Here is a 26815-nt window from a genome sequence, read left to right on the forward strand (position 1 = left end):
CTCTCATAATATTATTCATTACTTTTTTTTAACCCTTTTTCAACTAATTCAGGATCAGTTTTACCTGGATTTAATTCAACTAACTTGCCACTTGCAATATAGATAACCCATTCAGCAAGATTTACAATGTGGTCTCCTGCACGTTCAAGAGTGCGAATTACACTTACATATTGCTCATATGAAGGGATTGATTCACCATTAGCCATCATCTTTTCTAAAAGTCGCTTTTGTTCACGAACGTAAATAATATCAACTTTCAAATCTTTGTTGGCTACTTCATAGGCAGCTTTTTCATCAGTGTAAACATATGCATCTAGAACTTTTTCTAGCATTTCGCGGACAATTGCACTCATTTCTTCAATTGCTTGTTCAATTTCAGGAGAGTGGTGATTTCCCTTTAGCTGAACCGTGGCACGACCAATATGAACTGCATAATCGCCTAGGCGTTCAACATCATTACTTGCCTTCAAAATCGAAATAATAGTTCTAAAATCATTAGCTAAAGGCTGTTGCAATGCAATTAATTTAAGAGCTCGTTTTTCTAAACTAATTTCTTCATCATTGATTGCTAAATCACCATTAATTACCTTTTTTGCCAAGACTGGGTCATGATCTAAAAAGGCCTTTGTAGCTTGATAAAGCTGTTCATTAGTATCAAGTCCCATTTCAACAAAACGACTTTTTAACTTCTTTAATTCTGAATCAAACATTACACCCATTGCTCAAATATCCTCCTTTAACCAAACTTACCGCTTAAGTAATCACTTGTTTGCTGCTTTTGTGGATTAATAAAGATTTCACTTGTTTTATTAAATTCAACCAATTTTCCTTGATGCATAAATGCTGTCCAGTCAGATGAACGACTAGCTTGTTGCATGTTATGAGTAACGATAATAATTGTATAGTCTTTTCTTAATTCAAGCATGGTTTGCTCAATTTGACTAGTAGAAATTGGATCTAATGCACTAGTTGGTTCATCCATCAAAATAATTTCAGGCTTTGTTGCTAAAGTTCTAGCAATACATAATCTTTGTTGTTGTCCACCAGATAAAGAACTTCCATTACTATGCAAAGAATCCTTTACCTCATCCCATAAAGCAGCCTGTTTTAAACTTTCTTCCACTCTTTGATCTAAAATATCTTTTCGCTTTTCTCCTGCAAGACGCAAACCATAAACTACATTATCATAAATTGACATTGGAAAAGGAGTAGGCTGCTGAAAGACCATTCCAATTTGTCGGCGAAGACGATAAACATTGATTTTGGGATCGTTAATATTAATATCTTCAAATATAATTTCACCAGTTACGGTAGCTAAATCGTCATTCATTCGGTTAATTGAACGCAATAAAGTTGATTTACCAGAACCACTTGCCCCAATTAAAGCAGAAATTTGATTTTGGGGGAATTTCATAGAAACATTTTTTACAACTTGCTTGTCACCATATGCAACGCCTACATTTTTTAATTCTAACGCAATCTTTTCCATTGATTTTTCCTTTACTACTTACCTAACTTTTTACTAATGTATGCACTAAATAATCTTGCGCAAATATTAAAAATCAAAATAGTTAAAATTAGAACTGCTACTGCCCCACTACTAATTGCCTGAGCATTTGGAACTAATCCTTCTGTATTTAATTTCCAGATATTTACAGCCAAAGTTTCTGCTGGTCGCATTAAATTTAAGAAACTTGTTGGGTCAAAGGGATTCCAATTACTATAACTAACTGCAATTGAACTCTGTCCGGAAGTAAAAATTAATGCTGCTGCCTCACCAAAAATTCTCCCTGAAGCTAAAATTACTCCTGTTAAAATACTTGGAAAAGCAGCTGGAATCACAATATCTTTAGTGACTCTCCATTTAGTCATCCCTAATCCTAAACCCGCTTGTCTTTGTAAGTAGGGAATTTGTCTTAAAGCTTGTTCTGCATTTGTAGTCAAAAGTGGAATATTCAATATTGTTAGTGCTAAAGCACCAGCTAAAATTGAAAAGCCCATTTTAAAATTAACTACAAAAATCAAATATCCAAAAAGTCCAATTACCACACTTGGCAAGGATGATAAAACTTCAATAGCTAACCGCAATGCTCTTGTGAAAACATTATCTTTAGCATATTCACTTAAATAAATAGCAGCCCCAAGTGAAAGAGGGATTGAAATAATTAAAGTAATAACTACTAAATAAAATGAATTAAATAATTGATCTCTAATTCCGCCATTGGTACTAAAAGAATCACTTGCAGTTGTTAAAAAATGCCAAGATAGTTGAGGTAATCCTTCTACTATCAAATAAAGCAAGAATAAGATAACAAGTATTCCCGCAAAAATTGCACCACTACTAATTAAAATAGTGGCTAAATGGTCGCGTTTTTCTGCATTCATTGCTTATCCTCTCTTTTTATTAATCAATTTAATTAAAATATTGAATACTAATGACATAACTAATAAAACGAATGCTAAACTCCACAAGGCATCATTAGCACTGGTTCCCATAATCGTATTACCCATTCCAGTTGTTAAAACACTAGTTAAAGTAGCTGCTGGACTCATTAAGTTTTGTGGCATTAAAGCAGCGTTACCAATTACCATTTGAACAGCTAATGCTTCTCCAAAAGCTCTAGTCATTCCGAAAACTATTGCTGTTAAAAGACCACCTTTTGCTGATGGGATTACAACCATATGTAACGTTTGCCATCTAGTTGCCCCTAAACCATAACTTGCAGTTCGGAAAGTTTTAGGAGTAGCACGTAAACTGTCAACCATCATTGAAACCATCGTTGGTAAAATCATCATAAACAAAACTACTACGGCAGCTAAAATTCCAAATCCTGATCCACCAAAAATACTTCTTAAAACAGGAGTAACTAAAATTAATCCAGCAAAACCATAGACAACTGATGGTACTCCAACTAGTAATTCAATTATTGGTTGTAAAATTTTACCAAACCATTTTGGAAAAATTTCGTTAATTGCTAAAGCGATAATTAAAGCAAAAGGAGCTGCAATTAAACCAGCAAGTAATGTTACTACAAACGAAGTTACAATCATTGGTAAAGCACCAAAACTATTGTGACTGGGTTCCCAATTACTACTTGTTAAAAATTGCCAAACATTAGCATGATCTTTAAAAAATAAAGCTAATCCCTTTCCAGTTAAGAAAAAGATAATACTAATAACTACTAGCCCAATTAAGGCAATAGAACCATATGATATTGTCTTTCCCCATTTTTCTTCATAACTTTCTTTTGATGGAGATAATAAAAGATGCTTTTTATTTTGCTTCATCACGTTACTTCTTTCTAACTACGCCATTAATATCGCGAACTACTTTCATATCATAAATACTTATGTAATGTGCTCGCTTAACCAACGTATTTTGCACTTCTTTTGACTGAATATATTCAATAAATTTAACTGCTGCTGCACTTGCATTCTTTTGTGTATACATATGCTCATAAGACCATAATTTATATTTATTAGTTTCAACATTTTTACTACTTGCATCAATGCCATCAATAGTTAAGGTCTTTATAGAATTATCAATATATGAAGTTGAGACATACGAAATTGCACCAGGAGTTGCTTTAACAATCTGCTTAACTGATCCATTTGAGTCTTGCTCTTGAGCCTTTAAAGGTTCTTTACCTTTTAAAATCAATTCTTGAAATGCTGCTCTAGTACCTGAGCCACTTGCTCGATTAATAATCGTAATTTCTAAATCAGGTCCCCCTACTTGCTTCCAGTTAGTAATTGTCCCTAGAAAAATATCACGTAATTGATTAGTGGTTAAGTTCTTAATATTCAATTTCTTGTTTACAATTGGAACTATGGCCGAAATAGCTACAATGTGGTCTGTTAATTTCTTAGCATTAATACCTTTTTTACTTTCAGCATATACATCAGAAGATCCGATTTCGACAGTTCCGTTTTGAACTTGCGATAAGCCCGTACCTGAACCGCCACCTTGAACAATTAAATTAATTACAGGATTCTTTTTCAAAAAGCCTGCCGCAGCACTTTCACTAAGTGGCTGCAAAGCAGTAGAGCCTACATTGGTTACTTTACTCGTTTGTTTAACTCCATGTGATTCATAATCCCACCAGCAAAAGGCTATTAGGGCAATGAACACGAGGCCAAAGATTGATTTTTTATTCATCTTCTCCACCTGTTTTCTTGTTATTTTTCTAACTCTTGTGGTACAAATAATAACAAAGGAATGTAAATGTAAAGTTTTTCTTATGTAAAGGCTTTGTAAATTTTTGAGGAAAAAATGACAAATAGATTCTTAATTTTATCTCAAAACCCGGATTTAACTACTAAAATAGAACAACTAATAAAAAAGAAAAGAGAGAATTATCGACACTTAACTACACCGACATCATTAGTTGTTGCATTAAATGACGAAAACTATTCTGGAATCTTTTGGGATATTACCAAATCCAACTTAGACACAACACTTGCAACATTATTATTAATTCGTAATCAGGTCGCTGGCCCCATTATTATTTTTACAAACAGCCATTCTGATCGAACGCTAGATAAGCTTTATAAGGCAAAAGTCGACTTTGTAGCCGGTTTAGAAATTAACGAGAAATTGTTATTAAGAATTTTTGAGCAGCGATTATGGAGCTATTCTTACAAAATTCACACTCAAGAAAAGAAATTAACTAATAGAGCAGATGAAGAAATAATTGAAACTGGAAGCATAAAAATTAACATTGGAAAATATTCGGTTTTTAAAGATAACGAACCTGTTGTATTAACCCCAAAAGAATTTCAATTACTTGCTTATTTAGCCCAAAATAAAGGTAATGTTATCAGCCGTGAACAATTACTGCAGAAGATTTGGGGCTATGATTTACTAGGTTCTTCAAGAATTGTAGATATTCATATATCTCATTTACGAGATAAATTAGAAAACGATTCAACTCATCCAGAGCATATTTTAACCAAAAGAGGTTTTGGATATTGTTTTATATAAGTCGAACTTTTTAATAGCTTGTTTTTAATTTTGTAAGTCTTTAAGTTGACAAAAAGCTTTTTTCTTTGTATCCTAGTCAAGATGAATTTTTACATCCAGGCCACTCGGGCCTGCAGGTGCTATTTTTAGTCCTTGGGCCCAGGCCTTAGGACTTTTATTTTCTAAAATAGAAAGGTTTGCAAAATGGCACAAGATGTTGTTCTCGATGTAGAAGAAAAGCCTAGTTTTGGTCAATGGATTGGACTAAGCATGCAGCACATGTTTTCCATGTTTGGCTCAACTGTATTAGTTCCTATCCTAGTAGGATTAGATCCAAGTATTGCCCTATTTTCATCTGGTGTAGGTACCTTGCTTCACCTCTTGATTACGCACCATAAAATCCCCGCATATATGGGATCTAGTTTTGCCTTCATTACACCAATGATTGCATTAATGAAGACAGCTGGTTATCCTGCAATTGCACAAGGGGTTATTGCCAGTGGGTTAGTATATTTGATTGTTGCTTTAATTGTCGCTTTTGCCGGAAGTGACTGGATTGATCGAATTTTACCTCCGATTGTTGTCGGACCAATTGTAATGGTTATCGGCTTGTCACTTGCTGGAACAGCTGCAACTGATGCAACAATGAATAATAGCAAGTATGACTTACGCTATTTTGCAGTTGCAATGTTGACTTTGCTAGTTACTATCATCTTCAATATGTACTTCAAGGGTTTTTGGGGATTAATTCCAATTTTACTTGGAATTGTTAGTGGCTATATCATTGCTTGCCTATTTGGAATTGTCGATTTTTCAAAAGTAATGAGTGCAAGTTGGATTTCCATGCCAAAATTTGAAATTCCTTTTGTTTCATATTCACCTAAGATGTATTGGGGAGCCATTTTGAGTATGGCACCGATTGCCTTTGTAACAATGACTGAGCATATGGGTCACATCATGGTATTAAACGAGTTAACTGGCCGAGACTTTTTTAAAGATCCTGGTCTTAAAAAGACATTAGCCGGCGATGGCGCCGCTAGCATCGCAGCTGGTTTATTAGGTGGTCCAAGTGTAACAAGTTATGGTGAAAATATCGGAGTAATGGCCATTACCCGCGTGCATAGTGTCTATGTTTTAATGGGAGCTGCCGTTTTTGCAATTCTCTTTAGTTTTGTTGGTAAGTTAAGTGCTTTAATTGAATCAATTCCTAGTCCAGTTATTGGTGGAATTAGCTTTTTATTATTCGGAGTAATCGCTGCTAGCGGACTAAAAGTGATTGTTGAAAGAAAGATTGACTTCAATAAAAAACGTAATTTAATGATTGCATCAGTTATTTTAGTTATTGGAATTGGTAATGCCTACCTTCAATTAGGTGATTTTCAATTTTCTGGTGTAGCTGTAGCAACTATCTTGGGGATTATTTTGAATTTAGTCTTGCCTCAAGAAGCAGCAAGTGAAAAAGAATAAAGTTCATTTAGATTTTCATAGTTAATTATTTTTCAGATGCCAATATCAAATTATCAAGGTCTGCTTAACCCAAGCAGGCCTTTTTATGATAGAGTTATTACTGTTGAATTATTTTTCTGGAGGAAAAACTATGAAGCATTCACGAGTTCCACGTATTAGCCTTGGAACACAAATTATCATTGGATTGGTTCTAGGAATCATTGTTGGAGCCGCTACTTATCATAATCAGGTAGCAATCTCCACTATGTCTGGTTTAGGAACTATCTTTTTACGCTTAATTCAGATGATTGTTATGCCAATTGTGGTTTCATGTTTAACAGTCGGAATTGCTAATATTGGCGACTTACGTAAGTTGGGACGAATTGGTGGTAAAACGCTACTATACTTTGAAGTTTTAACTACTATTGCAATTATTTTAGGTTTAGTAGTTGCTAACATAACGCGTCCTGGTGATTTTATTAACATCCATTCCCTGCAAGGTGGCGATATTTCTAAATATCTTGCTACTGCCAAAACAGCCTCTAAAACTGGTATCTGGGATACAATTTTTGCAGTTATTCCAACTAATATTTTTAAATCTATGTCTGAAGGCGACATGATGCCTGTCATCTTTTTCAGTGTTTTCTTTGGATTAGGTATTGCAGCAATTGGTGAAAAAGGAAAAATTATCACCCAATTTTTGAATGCCGTTAGTGTCGTTATGTTTAGAGTAACCAACTGGGTTATGAAGTTTGCCCCACTTGGAGTATTCGGTTTAATTGGAATGACCATTGCTCAAATGGGCTTGTCTGCACTACTGCCATTAGGTTACTTTATTTTAGTTGCCTATCTAACTATGATTTTCTTCTGTATTGTTATTTTGGGAATAGTGGCTTATCTCTTTAAACTTGACTACTGGAAAACAATGAAGAAGATTTGGCCAGAGATTTTGCTTGCCTTCTCTACCGCTAGTTCAGAAGCAACTTTACCGCGCTTAATGAAGAAAATGCAAGATATGGGTGTAGAAAAAGGTGTTGCCAGCTTTGTTATTCCAACAGGTTATACTTTTAACCTAGATGGTAGCGCAATCTATCAAAGCTTAGCAGCGATTTTCCTAGCTCAAGCATATGGACTTCACTTAACTTGGGAACATCAATTTACTTTATTAGTTGTGTTAATGATTACTTCTAAAGGAATGGCTGGTGTTCCAGGTGCATCATTTGTTGTTTTATTAGCCAGTGTAGCGACAATCGGAGTTCCAATTGCTGGATTGACCTTTATTGCTGGAATTGACCGCTTCGTTGATATGGGAAGAACCAGTGTAAATGTAGTTGGTAATACCTTTGCCAGCTTGGTTATTGGTGAAAGTGAAAAAGCACTTAATCGAGAAAAATACGAAAAATATCTAAATCAATAAAAAAAGCCTCGAATCCACAAATGGACTTCGAGGCTTTTGTATGAAAATTAATTTTCTTCAAAATAGCGATCAAGTTCTTCTAAGTAAAATTGCTTTTGCTCTTCACTAATCCAGCTCATCTTAAATGAGTTAGCAGCTAAAGCCTTTACTTCGTCAGCACTCAAATTATACTTTTCAACCTCAGCTTCATAATTATCTGTAATGTATCCACCGAAATATGCTGGGTCATCACTGTTTAAGCAGACACGCACGCCCTGTTCAAGCAGGTACTTAACTTCATTTCCTTTCAAGTCAGGACTTAAAAAGCCATTAGAAAGTGGACAACTAGTAAAGCCAACTTTTTGCTTAGCAGCAAAAGCAACTAAATTTTCATTTTCGACAATATTAGTTCCATGATCGATTCGTTCAGCATTAATTACTTCAAGCAAGTCTTTAATATGCACAATTGAATCTACTTGATCAACATCAGCGTGAGCAGTTATATGAAAGCCTGCTTCACCTGCCTTAGCAAATTGATAATAAAATTTCATTGGTGGATTATTGTGTTCATCAGAGTCAAGTCCAATCCCTAATATCTTATCTTGATGTTGCAGGGCTTTTTCGAGAGTTTTTTGGGCGTTATTTCTTGAATAATCACGTAAAAAGCACATTACCAAATGTGCATCAACATTTAACGCCCTGGCATCAACTGTTGCTTGGTAAAGCCCATTTAAAACAGTTTCAAATCTAATACCACGACTTTCGTGAGCTTGCGGATCAAAGAACATCTCAACATGACGAACATTATTTTTAGCGGCTTTTTTAAGATAAGCCATTGCCAAATCATAAAAGTCTTGCTTAGTCTGTAAGACTTGCATGGCTTCATAATATACTGCTAAGAAATCGGCTAAATTGTCATATTGCAAAGTTGCCTTTACTTCTTCAATTGTTTTCTGAGCCAATTCAACATGATTTCTCTCAGCCAATTCTAGTTTCAACTTTGGCTCCAATGTTCCTTCAATATGAACATGTAACTCAGCTTTAGGCATTTTCTCTAAAAAATCTCTTGTTAAATCGACCATTATATCCTCCAGTTGTAAAAATAATTCGGAAAGTTTTGATTAATTGAAAAAGATATTAGCACTATCTAATTTTTTATTCAAGTTAAAAGCGAATTATTTTTCTGCTTGATTTTTATATTGTTTGTGTTATCGTATAAACAATATATTTTTTAATCCAAACAGCTATAGGAGGAAAAACATGTCAAATTGGAATAACAAATTTGTTAAAGAAGGCCTTACTTTTGATGATGTTTTATTAATTCCAGCTGAAAGTCATGTATTACCTAACGATGTTGACTTAAAGGTTCAATTAACCAGCAGTTTAAAACTTAATCTTCCATTTATTAGTGCTGGAATGGATACTATTACTGAACATGAAATGGCAATTGCAATGGCTCAAGCTGGTGGTTTAGGCGTAATCCACAAGAATATGACAATTGCTAATCAAGCCAATGAAGTAAAGCTTGTAAAGAATACTGAAGTAACTTCAGAAAAAGCTGCCGTAGACAATGACCACCGCTTATTAGTTGCTGCAGCTGTTGGCGTAACTACTGATACATTTGAACGTGCCAGCGCCTTAATTGATGCTGGTGCAAATGCAATTGTGATTGATACAGCCCATGGTCATTCTGCCGGCGTTTTACGTAAAATCAGTGAAATCCGTGCTAAATTCCCTAACATTAACTTGATTGCGGGAAATGTTGCCACTGCTGCTGGTACACGCGCTCTTTATGATGCTGGAGTAGATGTAGTAAAAGTAGGTATTGGCCCTGGTTCAATCTGTACTACTCGTGTAGTAGCTGGGGTTGGTGTACCTCAAATCACTGCAATTTATGATGCTGCTAATGTAGCACGCGAATATGGAAAAACAATTATTGCCGATGGTGGTATTAAATACTCAGGTGATATTGTTAAGGCATTAGCGGCTGGTGGCAATGCTGTAATGCTAGGTTCAATGTTTTCCGGTACACATGAAACACCAGGTCAAATCTTTGAAAAACAAGGTCAAAAGTTTAAGGCATATCGTGGTATGGGCTCCGTAGGAGCAATGAGCCAAGCCCATGGATCAAGCGATCGCTACTTCCAAGGTGGCGTAAATGAAGCAAACAAGTTAGTTCCAGAAGGAGTTGAAGCTTGTGTTACATATAAAGGATATGTTAAAGAGGTTATTTTCCAATTAATTGGCGGATTACGTGCCGGAATGGGTTATGTAGGGGCACCTGATTTAGCTGCTTTAATTGAAAATGCTCAATTTGTACGCATTACTAATGCTGGATTAGTTGAATCACATCCACATGACGTTCAAATTACAAAACAAGCCCCTAATTATCAAGGATAATAAAAAAAGAGGTCGCTATAGAACTTTTTATCTATAGCGGCTTTTTATGGGAAAAGGAGCTTTTATGAATCACGAATCATTTCAAGTAAAAGAATCAGAGCGAACTACTAATAGTTGGGATATGTTTGCGACCTGGATTGGAGCAAATGCCAACAACGGAACTTGGTTTGTTGGTGGAGTTTTGGCAGCCTGTGGTTTTGCACTAGCTACTAAAATTCTTGTTTTATCTTCTGCACTTTCGTATATCTTTTTAAGTTTAGTGGGTTATATCGGATACAAAACTGGCTTATCAACTATGACAATAGCAAGAGCTAGTTTTGGTGAACGTGGTAGTTATCTTCCTTCATTAGTAAATATTACACAATTTATCGGTTGGACAGCAGTTAACACCTTTATTGCCGCACAATCTGTCAGCTTACTATTAAAAGATCTTTTGAATATACATAATGAAACCATCGGTTTAACAATCGGAATTATCGTTATGAGTATTTTGCATATTTTAAGTGTGGCAAGTGGATCAAAATCAATTCAACTAATTGAGCGTATCGGAGTTGCCTTAGTATTTATCTTTGTAATTTGGGAATCAATTGCAGTATTCAAGGCGGTATCGCTCAATCAAATTATCTCTTGGAAAGTCCCTAATTCAAGCAAAATGGCCTTAGGAAACGCAATTGATTATGTAGCAGCCTTTAATTTAGCTTGGGTTACAGCTGGAGCTGATTTCACTCGCTTTACTAAGAAAAAGCATAATTCAACTATTGCACCATTTTTAGGAGCATTAACTGGGGTGATTTGGTTTGCAATAATTGGTTTAATTTCAACTATTAGCATTGCAATTACTTCTGGTGTATACAATGCCAATAATTCAGATCCTTCAACAATCGCAAGTAAGTTAGGACTAGGAATTGTTGCATTATTAGTCATAATCTTAACTTCAATGACAGCTAACGCCGTTAATTTATTAGCTGCTGGCTCTGCTCTTTCAAATATCTTTCCTAAAATAAAACTAAAGCACTCACTTTGGATAGTAGTAATTGCAGCCACAATTGTGACTTTTATTCCAATGTTTGTCGGCTCTTTCTTAGAAACTTTTGAAAGCTTCCTAGATTACGTTGGAATGGTCCTAGGCCCAATCGTCGCTATCATTTGTACTGATTATTATTTCGTTAAAAAGAAAAATTATGATATTACCCAATTTGGAGAAAAGCTTGGAAAATATTGGTATAAATCTGGTATTAATTGGAAGGCAGTTATTGTTTTTATAGCTGGTATCATAGTTTTTGTTCTAGGCAAAAATTTCATCGTATTATCAAATACCGTTGGTATAACTTTTATCGACATGCTAATTTGTAGTTTATTATACTTGAGTTTAATGAAAAATTAAATTAACTAAAAAAGGCACATTTTCTATTGAAAATGTGCCTTTTTGCTAAGTATTTTAAGATACTTAATTCAAATCTTTTATTTTCTTCTCTGCTCTTGAATAGAAAATCCAAGCAACAATACCAAAGAAAACAGGTCCAAATGCAGTCCAAAAGGCCGTTGCAGGATCACCTTCTACAATTGGTTCAATGATTGTAAAGATAATTCCTGCCGCAATAACAATCCAAACAATTGTAGTTACAATCCAAACCCACTTTTGACTTCGATAAAAGACAAATGGTCGATCTAAATCTTTCTTCATCTTAAAGAATGGAAATGCTCCAATTAAGAATAGGTATGGTGCTGCAGATGAAACATTCATCATGTCTGTGAGAACTGTATAGAAAGCACTTGCGGAATTGCCACCAAATGAAACAAACAAGATGATAAGTGAGACAAATGCTACTTCACACCACATAGAAAATTCTGGCATATCATACTTGTTTAAAGTAGTTAGTCTCTTTGGAAGAAGACGCTGATCACAACCTTCAATAAATGACTTAATAGGTGAATACAGCATAACAAACGCTGCCCCTAATCCACCTAATACATCACTTATCGCAGTGATTTGCGAAAATACTTTACCTAGTACTAATGCTTGTGCATGACCCAAACCAAAGGCTTTACCAAAAACAAGCCCCATGTTATTGATTAATACATATTCAACGTTAGCCAAGTTTACGTTCTTTTGACCTAAAATTTCTGACCAATTCGCTGTAACGCCACATAAAAAAATAGTCAGAATATAAAGAACTGTCATCATAATCATGGCCCAAATTAAGCCTCGAGGGAATGTTTTTTCAGGTTTATCAACATTATCAATTACTCCAGCCATAGTTTCCAAACCACCATAAGCAAACAATGCATACACAATGAATGAAACTACTGCAAATGGGCTAGTAAACGATGAGTTAGGTGACTTAACTAAACTAGCTGCAGTCAATGGTTCAGCTAATTGACCATGTTGCATCAGTAAGATTATCAAGCTAACAACAATAAAAACTACTGAAATTCCTAAAGTCGCTACTCCACAAACACTAGAAATCTTAACGATTCCATTAATTCCTTTTGAAGCAATTGCACAAACAATTACCAAAAAGATTATTTCTAAAATACCCAAAGTTTGGTCACTTGATAATCCAAATAAATGCCAACTAGTTGTAGTATCTCTACCAAAAATAGCTGTTGCTACTGATACTAGGAAAAATTGAGTTGATGATACAAGCCAAATTACCCAAGCAGCTAACCAAATAAAGGTCCCAACAAAAGCTGGCTTTTCACCAATTGAGCCACGTAGCCAAGAAAAAATCCCACCCTTAGCTGCTTTAAATGAAGCACCATATTCTGCAAACATCAAAGCAGATGGCAGGAAGAATAGTACAGCTGTCAATACATACCAAATAATACTTGAGTAGCCCATCTGATAAAATGCTGTTAATGAGTTACTATAACCATAAATTGAAGAGAAAATCATCAAGATTAACCCAATTAAGGTTATCTTTTTCTTCTTTTCACTCATAAAATCCCTCGGTTCAAATTATTTCTAAAAATTTATATATGATACTATACATTTTAGCACTCGGTAAAGTATTAAAAAAGATATAATTTGAAGCTCCGAAACTTATTAGTAGCTTTTGTTTATTTTTTAAAAAAAGCTTTTTCAAAACGATTGCAAATTAGTTTAACCAATATACCATCAAAAAATAAACTACTTACCCAACCGGTAAAAAACATCAAAATTTGTAAATTCAGGTTATATTTGTACCAGCCATATAAGGTATATGTTAAGAAAAAGCCAGTAAAATGAGCACCAGTAGCTCCTAACAAAACAGCTACCCAAGAGAAATTCTTTCTACTTTTAGCTGTTAAAAAGCCTATTTCATTTCCAAAACCTTGGACAAAACCAGCTAAAATTGTAATTACTCCCCATTGTCCTCCTACAAGCATCTCACCAAGAGCAGCTAAAGTTTCGCCTAACGTAGCGCTCCCTTTTGCTGGGACAAAGTAAATAACTAATGGTGCAGCCATGTACCATAACCCACTCATCAAAGTATCAGTTAATTGTGCATAACCAGTAGGAAGTAATACTGCTTTGGCCAGATTGTAAATTAAATTAAATCCATAAGTATAAATTACTCCCATTATTAGCCCGATTAAACTTACCAGAATAATTGCTTGAATATCCCAATTTGACTTCTTTTTAAACATAAAAATCCTCCTTTTAACTTAGTCAAAAGGAGGGTTAATTTTGATTTAATCCACTTTCCTCGCGCTGGCATTACCCAGTTCAGGTTCAAAGGGTCGACCTAAGTCTCTCAGCTACTAGCTCCCCTAGTGACATAAATTAATACTAATATTTAACTATAGCCTTAGTATAGCATATTATTTAAGATAACTTATCTTTTATGCTATCATAATAATATTGGTTTCAATAAAAAACAAATTCTAGAAAGGATGTTGCATCCACACATGGGTGAACCAAATAAACAAGATAAAAAGGAAATTCGACGAAAACAAAAGAAAAATATTTTTTATAAGCGTAAGAATTATAAAAAAGCTCCTTTTTCTGATGTCCATGCACAACTATATTGGGCATTAGTCTTAGGCCAAATCGCTTGTGCTTATGCTTTAGGTATTGCAGGTAGTGCCTTTAACCATGCTAAGCTCGCTTTGAATATTAATGATACTTGGTTAGGTTTATTAGGTGCTGGATCATTGATTGGTTTAGCAGGAAGCTTTATCATGGGACGAATTTCTGACCGCTTTGGCCGGAAACATCTTTTGATGGCTAATATGTATATCTACACAATCTTATCTATTTTGCAATTCTTTACTAGCAACTTACTCTTACTATTCATTCTCAGAGTCGGAATCGGATTAATGATTGCCATCGATTATACAGTTGGTAATTCAATCTTAGTTGAATGGCTACCTACTAAAGATGGTGCAAAAAGACAAAGTAACTTGCTACTATATTGGGCATATGGATTTGGACTTTCATTTTTAGCCAGTCAATTTATTAGTAATTGGCGACTTATGCTCTGTTCTTCTGCAGTTTTAGGATTGATTGCTGCAATCTACCGAAGCGTTGTACAAATTCCCCACTCTCCTTCATGGCTTGCTAGTCATGGTGAACATCGCCAAGCTCAGAAAGTTATCCAAAAGAATCTTGGTAAAAAATGGGGCTTACCTAAGAACTTACTACGTATTAGAAAGAAATCTGATGCTTCAACAGCTGAATTATTTGGAAAGAAGTATTGGAAGTCAACTTTAACTGGGACTGCCTTTTATGCAACTCAGGCTTTTGCATTTTTCGGAATTAGTATTTTCTTGCCAATTCTATTGAAGAATATGCATATGAATAATGCTTTCTTGTCTGGCTTACTTTACAATTCAGCAATTATTGTCGGAACAGCAATTGGGATTTGGTTGTTTAATAAAATGAGCAGACGAAGCTTTTTAATCTTAACTTTTACAATTCCAATCATTTGTCTCTTCATTTTAGCTTTATTACCAAAATTACCATCAGTATTAACTTTATTGGTATTTACTGTTTTCTCAATTGTACTTTCAGCTTCATTATTACTTGACTTTACATATACTACAGAACTATTTGACCTTCGCATTAGAGCAACAGGTGTTGGTTTTGTTATTATGATGAGTCGTGTTGGGGCAGCTGCTGGTACATTCTTGTTACCAATCATTGTTAATCTTGCTGGCGCTTACGTTACTTTATGTGTCTGCGGAGTTATTTTACTAATTGGGACAATTATCTGTCTTTTCACCGCTCCTGAAACTAATCCTAAGTTCGTTAAGCAAGGAAATAAAAACAATTAAACCAATCACATAATAACGAAAAATAGTCACCGATAGATGGCTATTTTTTTATTAGACCAATCATGGTATTATTTTTATTGTGCGAATTTAATTTGAAAGGATAATCCTTAATGACTCAAACTAAGAATTACAAAGATGCACCTTTCTCTAAGGTGCATTCACAAATTTATTGGGCAATGAACATTGGACAGATTGCCTGTGCTTACGCTCTTAATGTGGCCGGAATTGCTTTTGGAAACGGGCAACATCAGCTAGGCATCAATAACTTTCTCTTAGGTTTACTTGGAGCTGCAAGTTTAATCGGATTAATCGGCAGCTTCTTCATGGGGCAATTAGCTGATAGATTTGGTAGAAAACATATACTAATGAGTAATATGTATATTTTTACCATTTTATCTTTATTGCAATACTTTACAACTAACGTATGGCTTTTATTAGTTCTTAGATTGTTAATTGGATTAATGATTGCAGTTGATTACACAGTCGGAAATGCCTTAATGGTTGAATGGCTACCTACTAAAGATGCAGCTGCAAAGCAGAGTCACTTATTATTTTACTGGACATTGGGGCTTTTAATTGCTTATGTGACAGGACATTATGTTAGTGACTGGCGCTTACTCCTAGCTTCAAGTGCAGTCTTTGGTTTAATTGCTGCACTTAACCGTAGCTTCATTCGCCTCCCAGCATCCCCTTCATGGCTAGCAAGTCATAATCAAAATGAATCAGCAACTGAATTAATTCAGGAAAGATTAGGAAAAGAATGGGGTTTACCCAAGCATTTAGTTGAGCTTGAAGAAGATCCAAGTATTAACTGGATGACTCTTTTTTCCAAAGATTACTGGCGTCAAACTTTAGCTGGAACTGCCTTTTATGCTACTCAATCTTTTGCATTCTTCGGAATTAATATTTTCTTACCAATTCTATTAAAGAGTATGGATGTAACAGATACATACCTAGCTGGTTTATTTTACAATATTGCTACTGTTGCGGGACCTGCAATTGGTATTTATTTCTTTAATATATATCGTAGAAGAAGCTTTTTAATTGTTACTTTTTCAATTTCCAGCCTTTGCTTATTCATTTTAGCTTTTGGAAAATCAATTAATTCAATTATCGAAATAACAATCTTTACACTTTTAGCAGTTATTTTAACGGCATCTGTATTGTTAGATTTCCCTTATACATCTGAATTATTTGATATTAAACTTCGTGGTACTGGTGTTGGTTTTGTCATCGCTATGAGTAGAATTGGCGCAGCATTAGGAACATTCTTACTTCCTGTTGTTGTTAGTGCATATGGTTCATATGTAACAATGGCTATTTGTGGCGTGGTCTTGCTACTAGGTACAGTAATTTGTTATTTTGTTGCTCCTGAAACTAATCCAAGATATGTTAATAAAGATTAAAAAAACTCACCAATGGTGAGTTTTTTTATTTATCCTATTCTCCTGCTAAAGCATCAATTGGATTTAAACTTGCTGCATGACGTGCAGGTAAAATTGCAGCTAATAAAGAAATAATAATTGAAATTACAAAGGCAGAAATGATATTGCCAGCACTAATTTGAATAAATGAATAATGTGCAATTTTAGATAAGGCAGAATTTGCTAAAGTTTGAACGATTAAAGCAATAATTGTTGCAAATGTCGCACTAAATATTCCTAATAAAATAGATTCACTAGTAAAAAGACGGCGAATATCTCCTTTACTTTCACCTAATGCCCGCAAGATTCCAATCTCTTTAGTTCGATCAGAAACTGACATATACATTGTCACAATAATCATTAAAGCAGATACTAATAATGAAATTCCCGCAATCCCTGCTAAAACATTAGTAATCAAACTAATATATGTTTCAATTCTATCAAGAATTGATGATACTGCAGTAGCAGTAAATCTCAATTTCCTATTAACTTTAGCCTCATTAATTCTTTTAGCTACGCTTTTAGCAGCATTCATACTCTTTGCACTGACACCTAATGCGGCAACATTAGTTGACATATTAACAGCTTTCAAAGCATCTACAATAGTACTACCTCCAACGGCATTGATCTGACTTGTACCGCTACTTTCAGTTAAGCCGACTACTTTTACTTTAACTGTCGCTACAGCCTTTTGACCTAATTTATTTAATCCCGTATATGTCAAAGTAATTTTCTTTCCAATTAAAGAATTCGGCTGATTTGTCAGACTCTTAGCAACATCTTTTTTATCGATAACTATTTCTCCGGTTTTAGGCATCCTTCCCTTTTTAATGCTTGAAGTATTTAAAATACTAGTCCAATTAGTCACAGTAGAGATATTAGTATCTTTTTTGTTAAAACTAATCGCAACATTTGAAAGAGTATAAATTTTTTCAACTTTTGTTACATCTTTTACTCTCTTTAAAGTATTGATATCTTTCTTTGAAAAAGCACTAATTTTTTTATCTCTTGTAGCTAAATTAACATATGTATCTTGCTGCTTATTATTAGATTTGACATATGGAGTAACCAACACTTGCTTCGGATTAACTAAACTATTAACCTGCTGATTTACGTAGCCTTTAACACCTGTACCTAGTCCATTAAAAGTAATAACGCTAAAAAGTCCTACGGCTGTACCAATAATTATTAATAAGTTTCTCTTAAAGTGATATTTAAAATGTTTAAAGGCATTTCTTACACTAGTTAACAAAGGTAACTTTTTCGAATGTAACTTTCTCTGAACTTTAGCTTTATATGCTGGTTTTAAACGCTCATCTGAAATAATTTTTCCATCAGCCAAGCGAACTATTCTGGTTCCAGAGTCAGCTACATGTTGCGAGTGAGTGACTGCAATAACTAATCTACCCTCAGCAGCTATTTGATTCAAAAGTGTTAATACTTCTTCAGTATTTTGAGAGTCAAGTGCACCTGTTGGCTCATCCGCAATAATTACTTGTGGATCATTTGCTAATGCTCTAGCAATTGCAACACGCTGTTTTTGTCCCCCGGATAATTGTTTAGGATATTTTTTAACATGGTCCTCTAGTCCAACTTGCTTTAGTAAATCAAAAGCCCGTTGTTTTCTTTCATTGACACTTAGAGTTGTCATATCTAGAGCTAATGAAACATTGTCCAAAACATTTAAATGCGGAATTAAGTTATAACTCTGGTAAATATAACCAACTGTTTCTCGACGATATTTATTTAAACTGGTTTCTTTACTATGATTTAACCTTTGCCCAGCTAATACAACCTCACCTTTAAAAGCCCAATCTAGTCCACCGATAATATTCATTAATGTGGACTTACCACCACCAGATTCACCAAGAATTGAGACAAAATCTCCCAATTCAAAATCTAAATTTATTCCCTTGAGAACTGGAAATTCTTCTTTTCCGAGGAAATAAGATTTATAAATATTCTTTAGCTCCAAAAATGCCATTATAACCTCCCCGATAAGTTAAACTCGAATGCTTAATTTTTACCAATATTAATATAGATATAGCTTTCCTGTCAATAAAGTTAAATAATTTGTCGTTATATTTAACTTTTATGATATTATTTGATGTAAGAAAGGTCGTGTTCAAAATACGCCGAGAAAGAAAAAAAGAACTAAATCGTCAAAAAATTATTGCAGCAGCTAAAAAATTATTTTTAAGAAAAGGTATCAGTGCTACAAACGTACGTGATATTAGTACTGTATCAGGAATTTCTTATGTAACAATGTATAAATACTTTTACGATAAAAATGATCTTATTCAAATCGTTTGTAGGGAAGTTATTGATGAAGTCATCAACTATGCATATTCACAACTAAATAATGAAAATCTAACTTTTTTCGAAAAATTACATCGTTTAAGTTTTAAGGAAACCTTTGAGAAAATCTACGGAACTACCGCTTTCATAGACTTTTCTAATTATATAAATTCTGACAAAAAATTAGCAGTATATATAAACCAAAGAATAAACAATAGTTGGATAAAAATAGTTGAAGCTGGTCGGCAAGATGGCTTTATACACGCATCTGCTTCAGATGAGCAAATTTGCAAATTTTTATCTTTAATTTTTAAGCTTGACCACAACGAAGTTAAGAAAAACATCAATGAATATGGTGAATTATTTCTATATGGTTTGGCAGGTCATAATAAAAACAAGTAAATGCATTGACTTACTTTTTGTAAGATGGTAAATTATTAATCAATAAGCACTAACAAAAAGTTAGTAATTTTATGAGGAGGATTTGCCATGAGTTGGTTTAAAAAAATAAGTTTATTTGCTGGGTTGATTGCTATTAGTGTGGGGCTAGTAGCATGCAGCAACCAAAAATCATCAAGTAGCGAAGTCTTACATAAGGGTACTTTAACTGTTGGACTTGAAGGAACATATGCGCCATATGCTTACCGCGAAAATGGAAAGTTAACTGGGTTTGAAGTAGATTTAGCAAAAGCGGTAGCTAAGAAAGCTGGCTATAAAATTAAATTTGTTCCTACTAAGTGGGATTCACTTATTGCAGGGTTAGGTGCCAAGAAGTTTGATATTGTTATCAACGATATTGCAATGACGCCTGAACGTAAAAAAGCATACGCTTTTTCAACTCCATACATTTATTCAAAATCAGCTTTAATCATGAAGAAGACTAATAATACTATTAAGAGTGCTAAAGATATTAAAGGTTTGAAAATTGCTGCGGCTACAGGTACAGCCAATGCCGATAATGTAAAGAAATTTGGAGGACAAAATGTATCTTCTACTGATTTCTCAACAGCTATGGAATTAATTCGCCAAAATCGTGTAGTTGCAGCGATGAATTCTAAAGAAGCATTCCTGTACTATCAAAAGAGTCAACACGTAACTGATTTAAAATATATGGAAGTGCCATCAAGTCAAATCGCTGCACAAGAGATTGGCATTATGATGGCTAAAGGAAATAGTTCATTACAAAAGAAAATTAATAAAGCACTTAATACTTTGAAAGAAGATGGCACTTTATCTCAACTTTCTAAGAAATACTTTGATGGTGACATCACTAAAAAATAATAACTAGCAAAAAACTCTGGAATACTTTAGTATTTCAGAGTTTTTTTGTTAAGTAATCTATTTGACTTACTTTTTGTAAGATGATAAATTATTAAAAGAGCTTCTAACAAAAAGTTAGTAATTTTAAGGGAGACAATTTATGAAAAAAATTAAGAATATTTTTATGACTGTACTTCTAATGTTATTATCTGTTGGCGTAGTAGCATGCAGTAATCAGAAAAATGCTAAAAGTGATACATTAACTAAAAATACTCTAATAGTTGGACTTAATCCTTCTGGATATGGGCCATTTTCCCACCTGGAAAATGGTAAGTTAACTGGCTTTGAAGTTGAAATGGCTAAAGCCTTAACAAAAAAGATGGGTTATAAAATTAAATTCGTGCCTACTAAATGGGATTCTCTAATTGCTGGATTAGGTGCTAAAAAATTTGACGTAGTAATTAACGATATTGCAGTAACTCCAGAAAGAAAAAAGGCTTACGCTTTTTCAACTCCTTATTTATATTCTAGATCAGTATTAATTATGCGTAGCGACAACAGTAAAATTAAAAAAATAACTGATATTAGAGGAGAAAAAGTAGCTGCTGCAACAGGAACTGCCAACGCTGATTTAGTTAGAAAATTTGGTGGAGAAAATATTTCTTCTCCCGATTTCTCTACTGCTATGGAGTTGGTTCGCCAAAAAAGAGTAACTAGCGCTATGAATTCAAAAGAATCGTTCCTATATTTTAAAAAGACACAAAAAGTATCAGACTTAAAATATCTACAAGCATCTGATACAGATATCCCAACTCAACCTGTCGCTATCATGCTTAACAAAGATAATTCAAACTTACAAACCAAGATTAATAATGCACTTAAATCTTTAAGAAAAGATGGTACTCTTACTAAATTATCTAAGAAATATTTTGCTGCTGATATAACAAAAAAATAGAAAGGATTAATTATGTGGGAAATTATTAAAACAAGTGTCCCAGAAATATTAATTGCTGGATTAAAATATACAATTCCAATTGCAATCATTTCTTTTATATTAGGAATTATAATTGCATCTATTACTGCCCTAATTAGAATGTCTACACCAAAAGGTAATCCTCTAAAGAAAGGCTTTTGGCATTTTTTAAAAGCTTTTTTTACCTTTTATGTTTGGCTCTTCCGCTCTACTCCTTTATTGGTTCAACTATTTATAGTCTTTTATGGCTTACCTAGTATTGGTATTCAACTAGGTGCTTGGACTGCTGGTATATTGACCTTTTCTTTAAATACTGGTGCGTATGCTTCTGAAACAATCCGAGCATCTATCTTGGCAGTTCCTCAAGATCAGTGGGAAGCAGCTTATTCAATTGGCTTACCTTATCACAAAGTTCTAAGTAGAGTAATCTTCCCTCAAGCCATAAGAATTGCCATCCCACCTTTATCCAATTCATTTATCGGCTTAGTAAAAGACACATCTTTAGCTAGCTCGATTACCTTAGTAGAAATGTTTATGGTCAGCCAAGAAATCGCCTCTCATAACTATCAACCAATGCTTATGTACTCAATTGTAGCTATAATCTACGCAATCTTTTGTTCTCTACTTTCCTTACTACAGTTATATCTTGAAAAAAGATTTGAGGTGAAATAATGCTTAAACTCACACACTTAAATAAGAGTTATGAAAATCATAAAGTTCTAGATGATATTAATGTGGTTTTTCCAAAAAATAAGACTACTGTTATTTTAGGCCCAAGTGGTGCTGGTAAATCTACCTTACTTCGTTCAATAAACTTATTAGACCAACCTGAAAGTGGCTCAATAGAATTAGATAATCTAAAACTTAACTACGAAAGTAATTTATCAAATTCTGAAATTTTACAATTACGACGAAAAAGTGCCATGGTTTTCCAAAGTTGGAGTCTATTTCCACACATGACCATTATGGAAAATATAATTGAAGGACCTACTCAAGCAAAAAATGAGAATAAGGAACAAGCCATTGAAGAAGGCAAAAAGCTACTAGCTGAAGTTGGCTTGGCTGGTTTTGAAAATCGCTATCCATCTGAGTTATCTGGCGGACAACAACAACGTGTATCAATTGCTCGAGCTCTTGCTTTAAAGCCTAGCTATATTTTATTTGATGAGCCAACAAGCGCACTAGATCCAGAACTTGAAGCCCAAATTTTACACCTAATCCAAAAATTAGCTATGGAAGATAAATCTATGATTGTAGTAACACATAACATGGATTTTGCTCGTAAAGTAGCTGATAAAGTTATCTTTTTAGAAAACGGACAAGTCATTTTTGACGGAGAGTCTAAAGAATTTTTTGAAAATAAGAATCGGAGAATACAAGACTTTTTAAACGCAATGAAATTTTAATATTGAAAAAGGCAAGCCTTAGAATGATATGAACCCCGAAATTCGGACATGAATTTCGGGGTTTTATTATGACTAAATTATCTAAACAAGACAAAATTGATATCTACAATAAATGGAAATATTATGGTATTTCATGTAATCAACTAGCTAAAGAATACAATATTAAAAATAATTCAAACATAAGTTATCTAGTTCGACTTATAGATAAATATAGCTTAAGAGTACTTGAGGTTCCTTATACTAAGTATTCAGTTGAATTTAAGGAAGCTGCTATTAAGCGAGCGTTATCAGGTAAAGAACTTGTAGATTTAATCTCTTTAGATCTTGCTCTTCCCAATAGTGGAATGCTTCATAATTGGATTCGCAAATATAAAGAAGATGGGTATAATGTGATTAATCATAAGAAAGGTAAACCATCTTCTAATGGACAAGAAAGATCAAACAATTCGCAAGCTTCAAGAACAACTTCGCAAGCAAAAAAAAGAGAACTTGAAACTTACTATACAAATAGAATATATAAAAAAATTAGATGCCTTAGTGGCCGAAAAGCTCAAAAACCAGAAGCCCAAGAATTAGCTTCAGCGGTTACTGAACTAAGGCGAGAATTACATGTAACCGTAGATTTTATCCTTGAAACTATCAATTCTAATCCTGACCTCCCTCATCTATCTCGTAGTAATTATTACTACACCATCAACAAAATAGATAAAGATGAGAAGAATAGAGACATTATGCAGAGAATTAAAGATATTTTTGAAGAACACAAACATCGTTACGGTTATAGAAGAATTACAGCACAATTAAGACGAGAAGGCTTAAAAATCAATCATAAGAAAGTAAAAACGCTTAATGACTAAAATGCATTTATTCGGTCTTACTCTTAAACGTAGAGCTAAGTATTCCAGCTATAGAGGAACTAAAGGACCAATTAAGCCTAATTTAATTAATCGAAATTTTTATTCTATTCTTCCAGATAGAAAGTGGTATTCAGATATAACTGAATTTCACTTGGATGGAGAAAAACTATATCTTTCTCCAATTATTGATGGTTGTACTCAAGAAATAATTTCATATACTATCAGTCGTCATCCGGTGTTGAAACAAGTAATGGATATGTTAGAAGATTCTTATCAAAAGCATCCAGCACTTAATGGATTAATTTTTCATACTGATCAAGGCTGGCAATATCAGCACAAAACATTTCAATCATGGCTTGAGAACCATGGTGTTATTCAAAGTATGTCACGTAAAGGGAATTCTTTAGATGATGGATTAATGGAAGGTTTCTTTGGTATTCTTAAAAGAGAAATGTTCTATGGTTTTGAGAAAAATTTCAAGAATCTAGATGAACTAGAACAGGCTATTAGAGATTATATTGAATATTACAATCACAAAAGAATAAAAACGGTACTAAAAAACCATACTCCGAAAGAATATCGAAGTATGGTCTTAAAGAAAGCTATTTAATATGTCCTAATTTTAGGGTTCATATCAGAAAGGCTTGCCTTTTTACTTAGGATAATTAACTATGCGTAAACGTCCTCGAATATATTCAGCTAAATAAACGTCCATTGCATTATTAATTCCCTTTTGATGAAGTTGTTCGTTTAGCCAATCCTCGTCTTTATGAATCAAATCTAAAACATCATGATTTATTTGGCCATCGTTAATTACAGGAAACTTTACATTGCTTTCATTATTTTCAATTACCACGAATTGTCCATTAGCATCAACAAATGCACTCTTCACCTGACTAGTATCATTTATTCCATTAGCACGTAAACGCATCATAATTTCATTAGCAGTTATTCCATTTTTAACGCATGTTTTAACTTGAATTTGACCATTCTTAATAATATTAAATGGCTGGCCATCTATTAAAATTCTAGCCCAACGTAAACGAGATTTTAAAACATAAATGATGAAAACAATCAAAGTCCAAATCAATAAAATAATCAAAAATTGTATGATAGTTATTGATTCATTATAGATTATCCCACCTATAATTCCCCCAAGTACAAAATTTTGAATTTGGTCAATCGGAGATGAAGGAGCTAAATTTTTCTTACCAAATAAATTAATTTGTAAAATTAAGCATAAAATTCCAATTACAAACTTTACACCAACTGCAGTATAATCCATCGTTTCCTCCTATTTATGATATTTTACTTGTTCGGAAATTAAATGCGTTCTATTCAAAGTATAATTTGAAGCATCTGAAGATAAGGTCACGCGATAAAACTTTCCTTTAATCTTAACAATAATTCCATCAGCAAATTGAGAAGAATTAACATATACATCCTTAGTTTTAACATTTTTTTCTCGAGCAACGGATTTTATAAATGGTGCCATTTGTGAAGTCTTATTTCCTTGTTGTTTAGATTGATTATAATTTTCTACTTGACGAAAAACTTGAATAGAAATAAATAAGCCAAAAATAAGCGCAATATCGCGATATTTTATATCATAATTGTGTCTAAAATAAAAAATAACTGCCCAGATAAGTAGGATAACTGAAATAATGATTGAGCCCATAATCAAGCTAGAATTAAAACTTTCTTGGTTTTGAATATAATCAAGTGAATAAAAATCCATTTTCTTTTCTCCTTTACATAGCATTATTATAACAAATAAAAAAATCGCTCAAATGAGCGACTATAGATCCTTTTTTAATACTTTAACAGTTTGAGCGGCATATTGTCCCAAAGGAAAGGCATTATCGCCAACAGCTTCAAAACCATTTTCTTCAAAAAATTTCAGGGCGACTTTATTCTCTTCCCAAACTTCTAGCCATACTTTTTGTTTTTTTAATTCTTGGGCTAGATTTAAAACAACATCCATTGCTTTCTGGCCTAAGCCCTGCTTTTGATATTTGGGTAATAAATATAATCTTTGAAGTTCAAAGTCACCAATATAGTTTTTATTAGTTACTGATTCATCCCAATTTACCTTGAAATAGCCTGCCTTTTCGCCATCAACTTCGATAAAATAAAATCTTGAACTGTCAGATGAAAGTTCATCTCTCAAAATTGCAGGATTATATGCCAAATCAAGATAAGCATCTATCTCCCCTTTATCATAGTACGGGGAAAAAGTAGCCTCAAAGGCTTCACATGACAAATTTACCAAATAATGTAACGCTCGTTCACTTTTTTTAACTGGGATAATTTTTAAACTCATTTAAATACCTTCAATACTACCGTCATTAATCAAATTCATCAATATATAATATAAAATTACGCAAAAAATCTCAACGTGAGTGTAATTAATTCAAAATATCTTAACTTAAATCACGATGATTTTCTTCAAAAATTGCCCCTGGTAACATTCCCAAATGAATAATAATATCTGCCATTTTCTCAGGCTTTTCTTTTTTTCCATTCATCAGCCAATATTGAGTTACTCCAAATAAACCATTAGCAAAAATCAAAGCAGCATAATTTAGTTTAGTCTTGTCTCTAATTTTTAAAGCCAATAACTTCTGGGCTTCTTGATACATTCCTTCTTTAAAAAGATTTTGCATTTCAAGAGAACCGTTATATGAGAGCAAGCCCTTTAATAACAAATCCTGATTACCAATATGTCTAAAGTAAGTTGTAATATATGCTTTATCCATAAATTTGTAGCCTGCTTGTAATTCAGAAAGCTTAATAAAGATTTGATTCTCATATTCTTCAATTAATTCAATCTTGTCTTGATAATGACTATAAAAGGTTTTTCTTGTCGTATGTGCTTGTTGAGCTAAGTCAATTACGGTAATTTCATCAAAGCTTTTCTTTTCAAGCAATTCACCCATCGCCCGATAAAGCTTTTGCTTTGTTTTCACTACTCTCGCATCCGTCATAAAACTCCTCCTATATCAACTTTAACCAAGCAAAAGTTCTTCTGATATCTATAAATATTTTACTATTAGTAAACTTGAAATTTTATTAATTGCTAATACTTACTACTCAAATAAGCGAGACCGTAAAATAGTTTGTGTAAGGATGA

At 33.5% G+C, this 26815-nt stretch carries 25 protein-coding genes, 1 pseudogene and 1 riboswitch; of the genes and pseudogenes, 13 read left to right on the top strand and 13 right to left on the bottom strand.

Annotated elements, in window-relative coordinates:
- Positions 1-11: 11 nt before the first annotated feature.
- Genes phoU through FC45_RS03445 form a run of 5 tightly spaced genes read right to left on the bottom strand, consistent with a single transcriptional unit; the run spans position 12 to position 4159 of the window.
- On the bottom strand, positions 12-719 hold the full coding sequence (gene phoU, locus FC45_RS03425; protein ID WP_006588486.1) for a phosphate signaling complex protein PhoU: 708 nt from the start codon (positions 717-719) through the stop codon (positions 12-14).
- 17 nt (positions 720-736) lie between these two features.
- Positions 737-1489 (bottom strand): phosphate ABC transporter ATP-binding protein PstB, encoded by a 753-nt coding sequence (pstB, locus tag FC45_RS03430; RefSeq protein ID WP_006585071.1) that lies wholly within the window; start codon positions 1487-1489, stop codon positions 737-739.
- A gap of 14 nt (positions 1490-1503) precedes the next feature.
- Positions 1504-2385: a phosphate ABC transporter permease PstA gene (pstA, locus tag FC45_RS03435; protein ID WP_006585072.1), complete on the bottom strand. Its 882-nt coding sequence runs from the start codon at positions 2383-2385 to the stop codon at positions 1504-1506.
- A gap of 3 nt (positions 2386-2388) precedes the next feature.
- The gene (gene pstC, locus FC45_RS03440; protein ID WP_006587841.1) at positions 2389-3288 is read right to left on the bottom strand and encodes a phosphate ABC transporter permease subunit PstC; all 900 of its coding nucleotides are present in this window, start codon (positions 3286-3288) and stop codon (positions 2389-2391) included.
- A 4-nt stretch (positions 3289-3292) separates the two neighbouring features.
- Complete coding sequence (locus FC45_RS03445) at positions 3293-4159, bottom strand: phosphate ABC transporter substrate-binding protein (RefSeq protein WP_006587842.1); 867 nt, start codon at positions 4157-4159, stop codon at positions 3293-3295.
- Positions 4160-4273: 114 nt separating this feature from the next.
- Between FC45_RS03445 and FC45_RS03450 the strand changes: the two genes are divergently transcribed.
- From FC45_RS03450 to FC45_RS03460, 3 genes are all read left to right on the top strand, one after another.
- Positions 4274-4984 carry a winged helix-turn-helix transcriptional regulator gene (locus FC45_RS03450; protein ID WP_006585075.1) on the top strand — a complete coding sequence of 237 codons (711 nt, stop codon included), beginning with the start codon at positions 4274-4276 and terminating at the stop codon, positions 4982-4984.
- Positions 4985-5167: 183 nt separating this feature from the next.
- Entirely contained in the window at positions 5168-6430 is a 1263-nt protein-coding gene (locus FC45_RS03455) for a uracil-xanthine permease family protein (RefSeq protein WP_006585076.1), read from the top strand.
- A gap of 130 nt (positions 6431-6560) precedes the next feature.
- The gene (locus tag FC45_RS03460) at positions 6561-7826 is read left to right on the top strand and encodes a dicarboxylate/amino acid:cation symporter (protein WP_006588487.1); all 1266 of its coding nucleotides are present in this window, start codon (positions 6561-6563) and stop codon (positions 7824-7826) included.
- A gap of 47 nt (positions 7827-7873) precedes the next feature.
- Here the strand turns inward: FC45_RS03460 and add are convergent, their stop codons facing one another.
- On the bottom strand, positions 7874-8887 hold the full coding sequence (gene add / locus FC45_RS03465; RefSeq protein ID WP_006585078.1) for an adenosine deaminase: 1014 nt from the start codon (positions 8885-8887) through the stop codon (positions 7874-7876).
- 178 nt (positions 8888-9065) lie between these two features.
- Here add and guaB point away from each other — a divergent pair, with 178 nt between their 5' ends.
- Together guaB and FC45_RS03475 are read left to right on the top strand one after the other, a co-directional pair.
- Positions 9066-10205 carry an IMP dehydrogenase gene (gene guaB / locus FC45_RS03470; RefSeq protein WP_006585079.1) on the top strand — a complete coding sequence of 380 codons (1140 nt, stop codon included), beginning with the start codon at positions 9066-9068 and terminating at the stop codon, positions 10203-10205.
- A gap of 64 nt (positions 10206-10269) precedes the next feature.
- The gene (locus FC45_RS03475; protein ID WP_006587843.1) at positions 10270-11589 is read left to right on the top strand and encodes a cytosine permease; all 1320 of its coding nucleotides are present in this window, start codon (positions 10270-10272) and stop codon (positions 11587-11589) included.
- A 63-nt stretch (positions 11590-11652) separates the two neighbouring features.
- Here the strand turns inward: FC45_RS03475 and yjeM are convergent, their stop codons facing one another.
- Together yjeM and FC45_RS03485 are read right to left on the bottom strand one after the other, a co-directional pair.
- Positions 11653-13146, bottom strand: coding sequence for a glutamate/gamma-aminobutyrate family transporter YjeM (gene yjeM, locus FC45_RS03480; protein WP_057706377.1), 1494 nt, complete (start codon positions 13144-13146; stop codon positions 11653-11655).
- 119 nt (positions 13147-13265) lie between these two features.
- On the bottom strand, positions 13266-13835 hold the full coding sequence (locus tag FC45_RS03485) for an ECF transporter S component (protein ID WP_006585082.1): 570 nt from the start codon (positions 13833-13835) through the stop codon (positions 13266-13268).
- Positions 13836-13873: 38 nt separating this feature from the next.
- Positions 13874-13970: riboswitch (TPP riboswitch) on the bottom strand.
- Between the two features lie 126 nt (positions 13971-14096).
- Here FC45_RS03485 and FC45_RS03490 point away from each other — a divergent pair.
- Positions 14097-15464, top strand: a complete 1368-nt coding sequence (locus FC45_RS03490; RefSeq protein ID WP_006587844.1) for an MFS transporter — start codon at positions 14097-14099, stop codon at positions 15462-15464.
- A 110-nt stretch (positions 15465-15574) separates the two neighbouring features.
- Entirely contained in the window at positions 15575-16870 is a 1296-nt protein-coding gene (locus tag FC45_RS03495) for an MFS transporter (RefSeq protein ID WP_006585084.1), read from the top strand.
- Between the two features lie 34 nt (positions 16871-16904).
- Here the strand turns inward: FC45_RS03495 and FC45_RS03500 are convergent, their stop codons facing one another.
- Complete coding sequence (locus tag FC45_RS03500; protein WP_006585085.1) at positions 16905-18872, bottom strand: ABC transporter ATP-binding protein/permease; 1968 nt, start codon at positions 18870-18872, stop codon at positions 16905-16907.
- A 137-nt stretch (positions 18873-19009) separates the two neighbouring features.
- Between FC45_RS03500 and FC45_RS03505 the strand changes: the two genes are divergently transcribed.
- From FC45_RS03505 to FC45_RS07670, 6 genes and pseudogenes are all read left to right on the top strand, one after another.
- Entirely contained in the window at positions 19010-19588 is a 579-nt protein-coding gene (locus FC45_RS03505; RefSeq protein ID WP_006587845.1) for a TetR/AcrR family transcriptional regulator, read from the top strand.
- 87 nt (positions 19589-19675) lie between these two features.
- Positions 19676-20467, top strand: coding sequence for a transporter substrate-binding domain-containing protein (locus FC45_RS03510; protein WP_006587846.1), 792 nt, complete (start codon positions 19676-19678; stop codon positions 20465-20467).
- A 139-nt stretch (positions 20468-20606) separates the two neighbouring features.
- Positions 20607-21401, top strand: a complete 795-nt coding sequence (locus FC45_RS03515; RefSeq protein ID WP_006587847.1) for a transporter substrate-binding domain-containing protein — start codon at positions 20607-20609, stop codon at positions 21399-21401.
- Positions 21402-21413: 12 nt separating this feature from the next.
- Positions 21414-22091: an amino acid ABC transporter permease gene (locus tag FC45_RS03520; protein WP_006587848.1), complete on the top strand. Its 678-nt coding sequence runs from the start codon at positions 21414-21416 to the stop codon at positions 22089-22091.
- Positions 22091-22825 carry an amino acid ABC transporter ATP-binding protein gene (locus FC45_RS03525; RefSeq protein ID WP_006587849.1) on the top strand — a complete coding sequence of 245 codons (735 nt, stop codon included), beginning with the start codon at positions 22091-22093 and terminating at the stop codon, positions 22823-22825. The genes FC45_RS03520 and FC45_RS03525 overlap by 1 nt, the downstream gene beginning before the upstream one ends.
- Before the next feature lie 68 nt (positions 22826-22893).
- A pseudogene (locus tag FC45_RS07670) lies at positions 22894-24292 on the top strand (IS3 family transposase).
- 42 nt (positions 24293-24334) lie between these two features.
- Here the strand turns inward: FC45_RS07670 and FC45_RS03540 are convergent.
- From FC45_RS03540 to FC45_RS03555, 4 genes are all read right to left on the bottom strand, one after another.
- Positions 24335-24967: a DUF421 domain-containing protein gene (locus FC45_RS03540; RefSeq protein ID WP_057706379.1), complete on the bottom strand. Its 633-nt coding sequence runs from the start codon at positions 24965-24967 to the stop codon at positions 24335-24337.
- Positions 24968-24976: 9 nt separating this feature from the next.
- On the bottom strand, positions 24977-25420 hold the full coding sequence (locus FC45_RS03545) for a DUF3290 domain-containing protein (RefSeq protein ID WP_006587852.1): 444 nt from the start codon (positions 25418-25420) through the stop codon (positions 24977-24979).
- 60 nt (positions 25421-25480) lie between these two features.
- Complete coding sequence (locus tag FC45_RS03550) at positions 25481-26005, bottom strand: GNAT family N-acetyltransferase (protein ID WP_006587853.1); 525 nt, start codon at positions 26003-26005, stop codon at positions 25481-25483.
- Between the two features lie 100 nt (positions 26006-26105).
- Positions 26106-26669 carry a TetR/AcrR family transcriptional regulator gene (locus FC45_RS03555; protein ID WP_006587854.1) on the bottom strand — a complete coding sequence of 188 codons (564 nt, stop codon included), beginning with the start codon at positions 26667-26669 and terminating at the stop codon, positions 26106-26108.
- Positions 26670-26815: the final 146 nt, after the last annotated feature.

Source organism: Lactobacillus jensenii DSM 20557 (assembly GCF_001436455.1).
Taxonomy (GTDB): Bacteria; Bacillota; Bacilli; order Lactobacillales; family Lactobacillaceae; genus Lactobacillus; species Lactobacillus jensenii.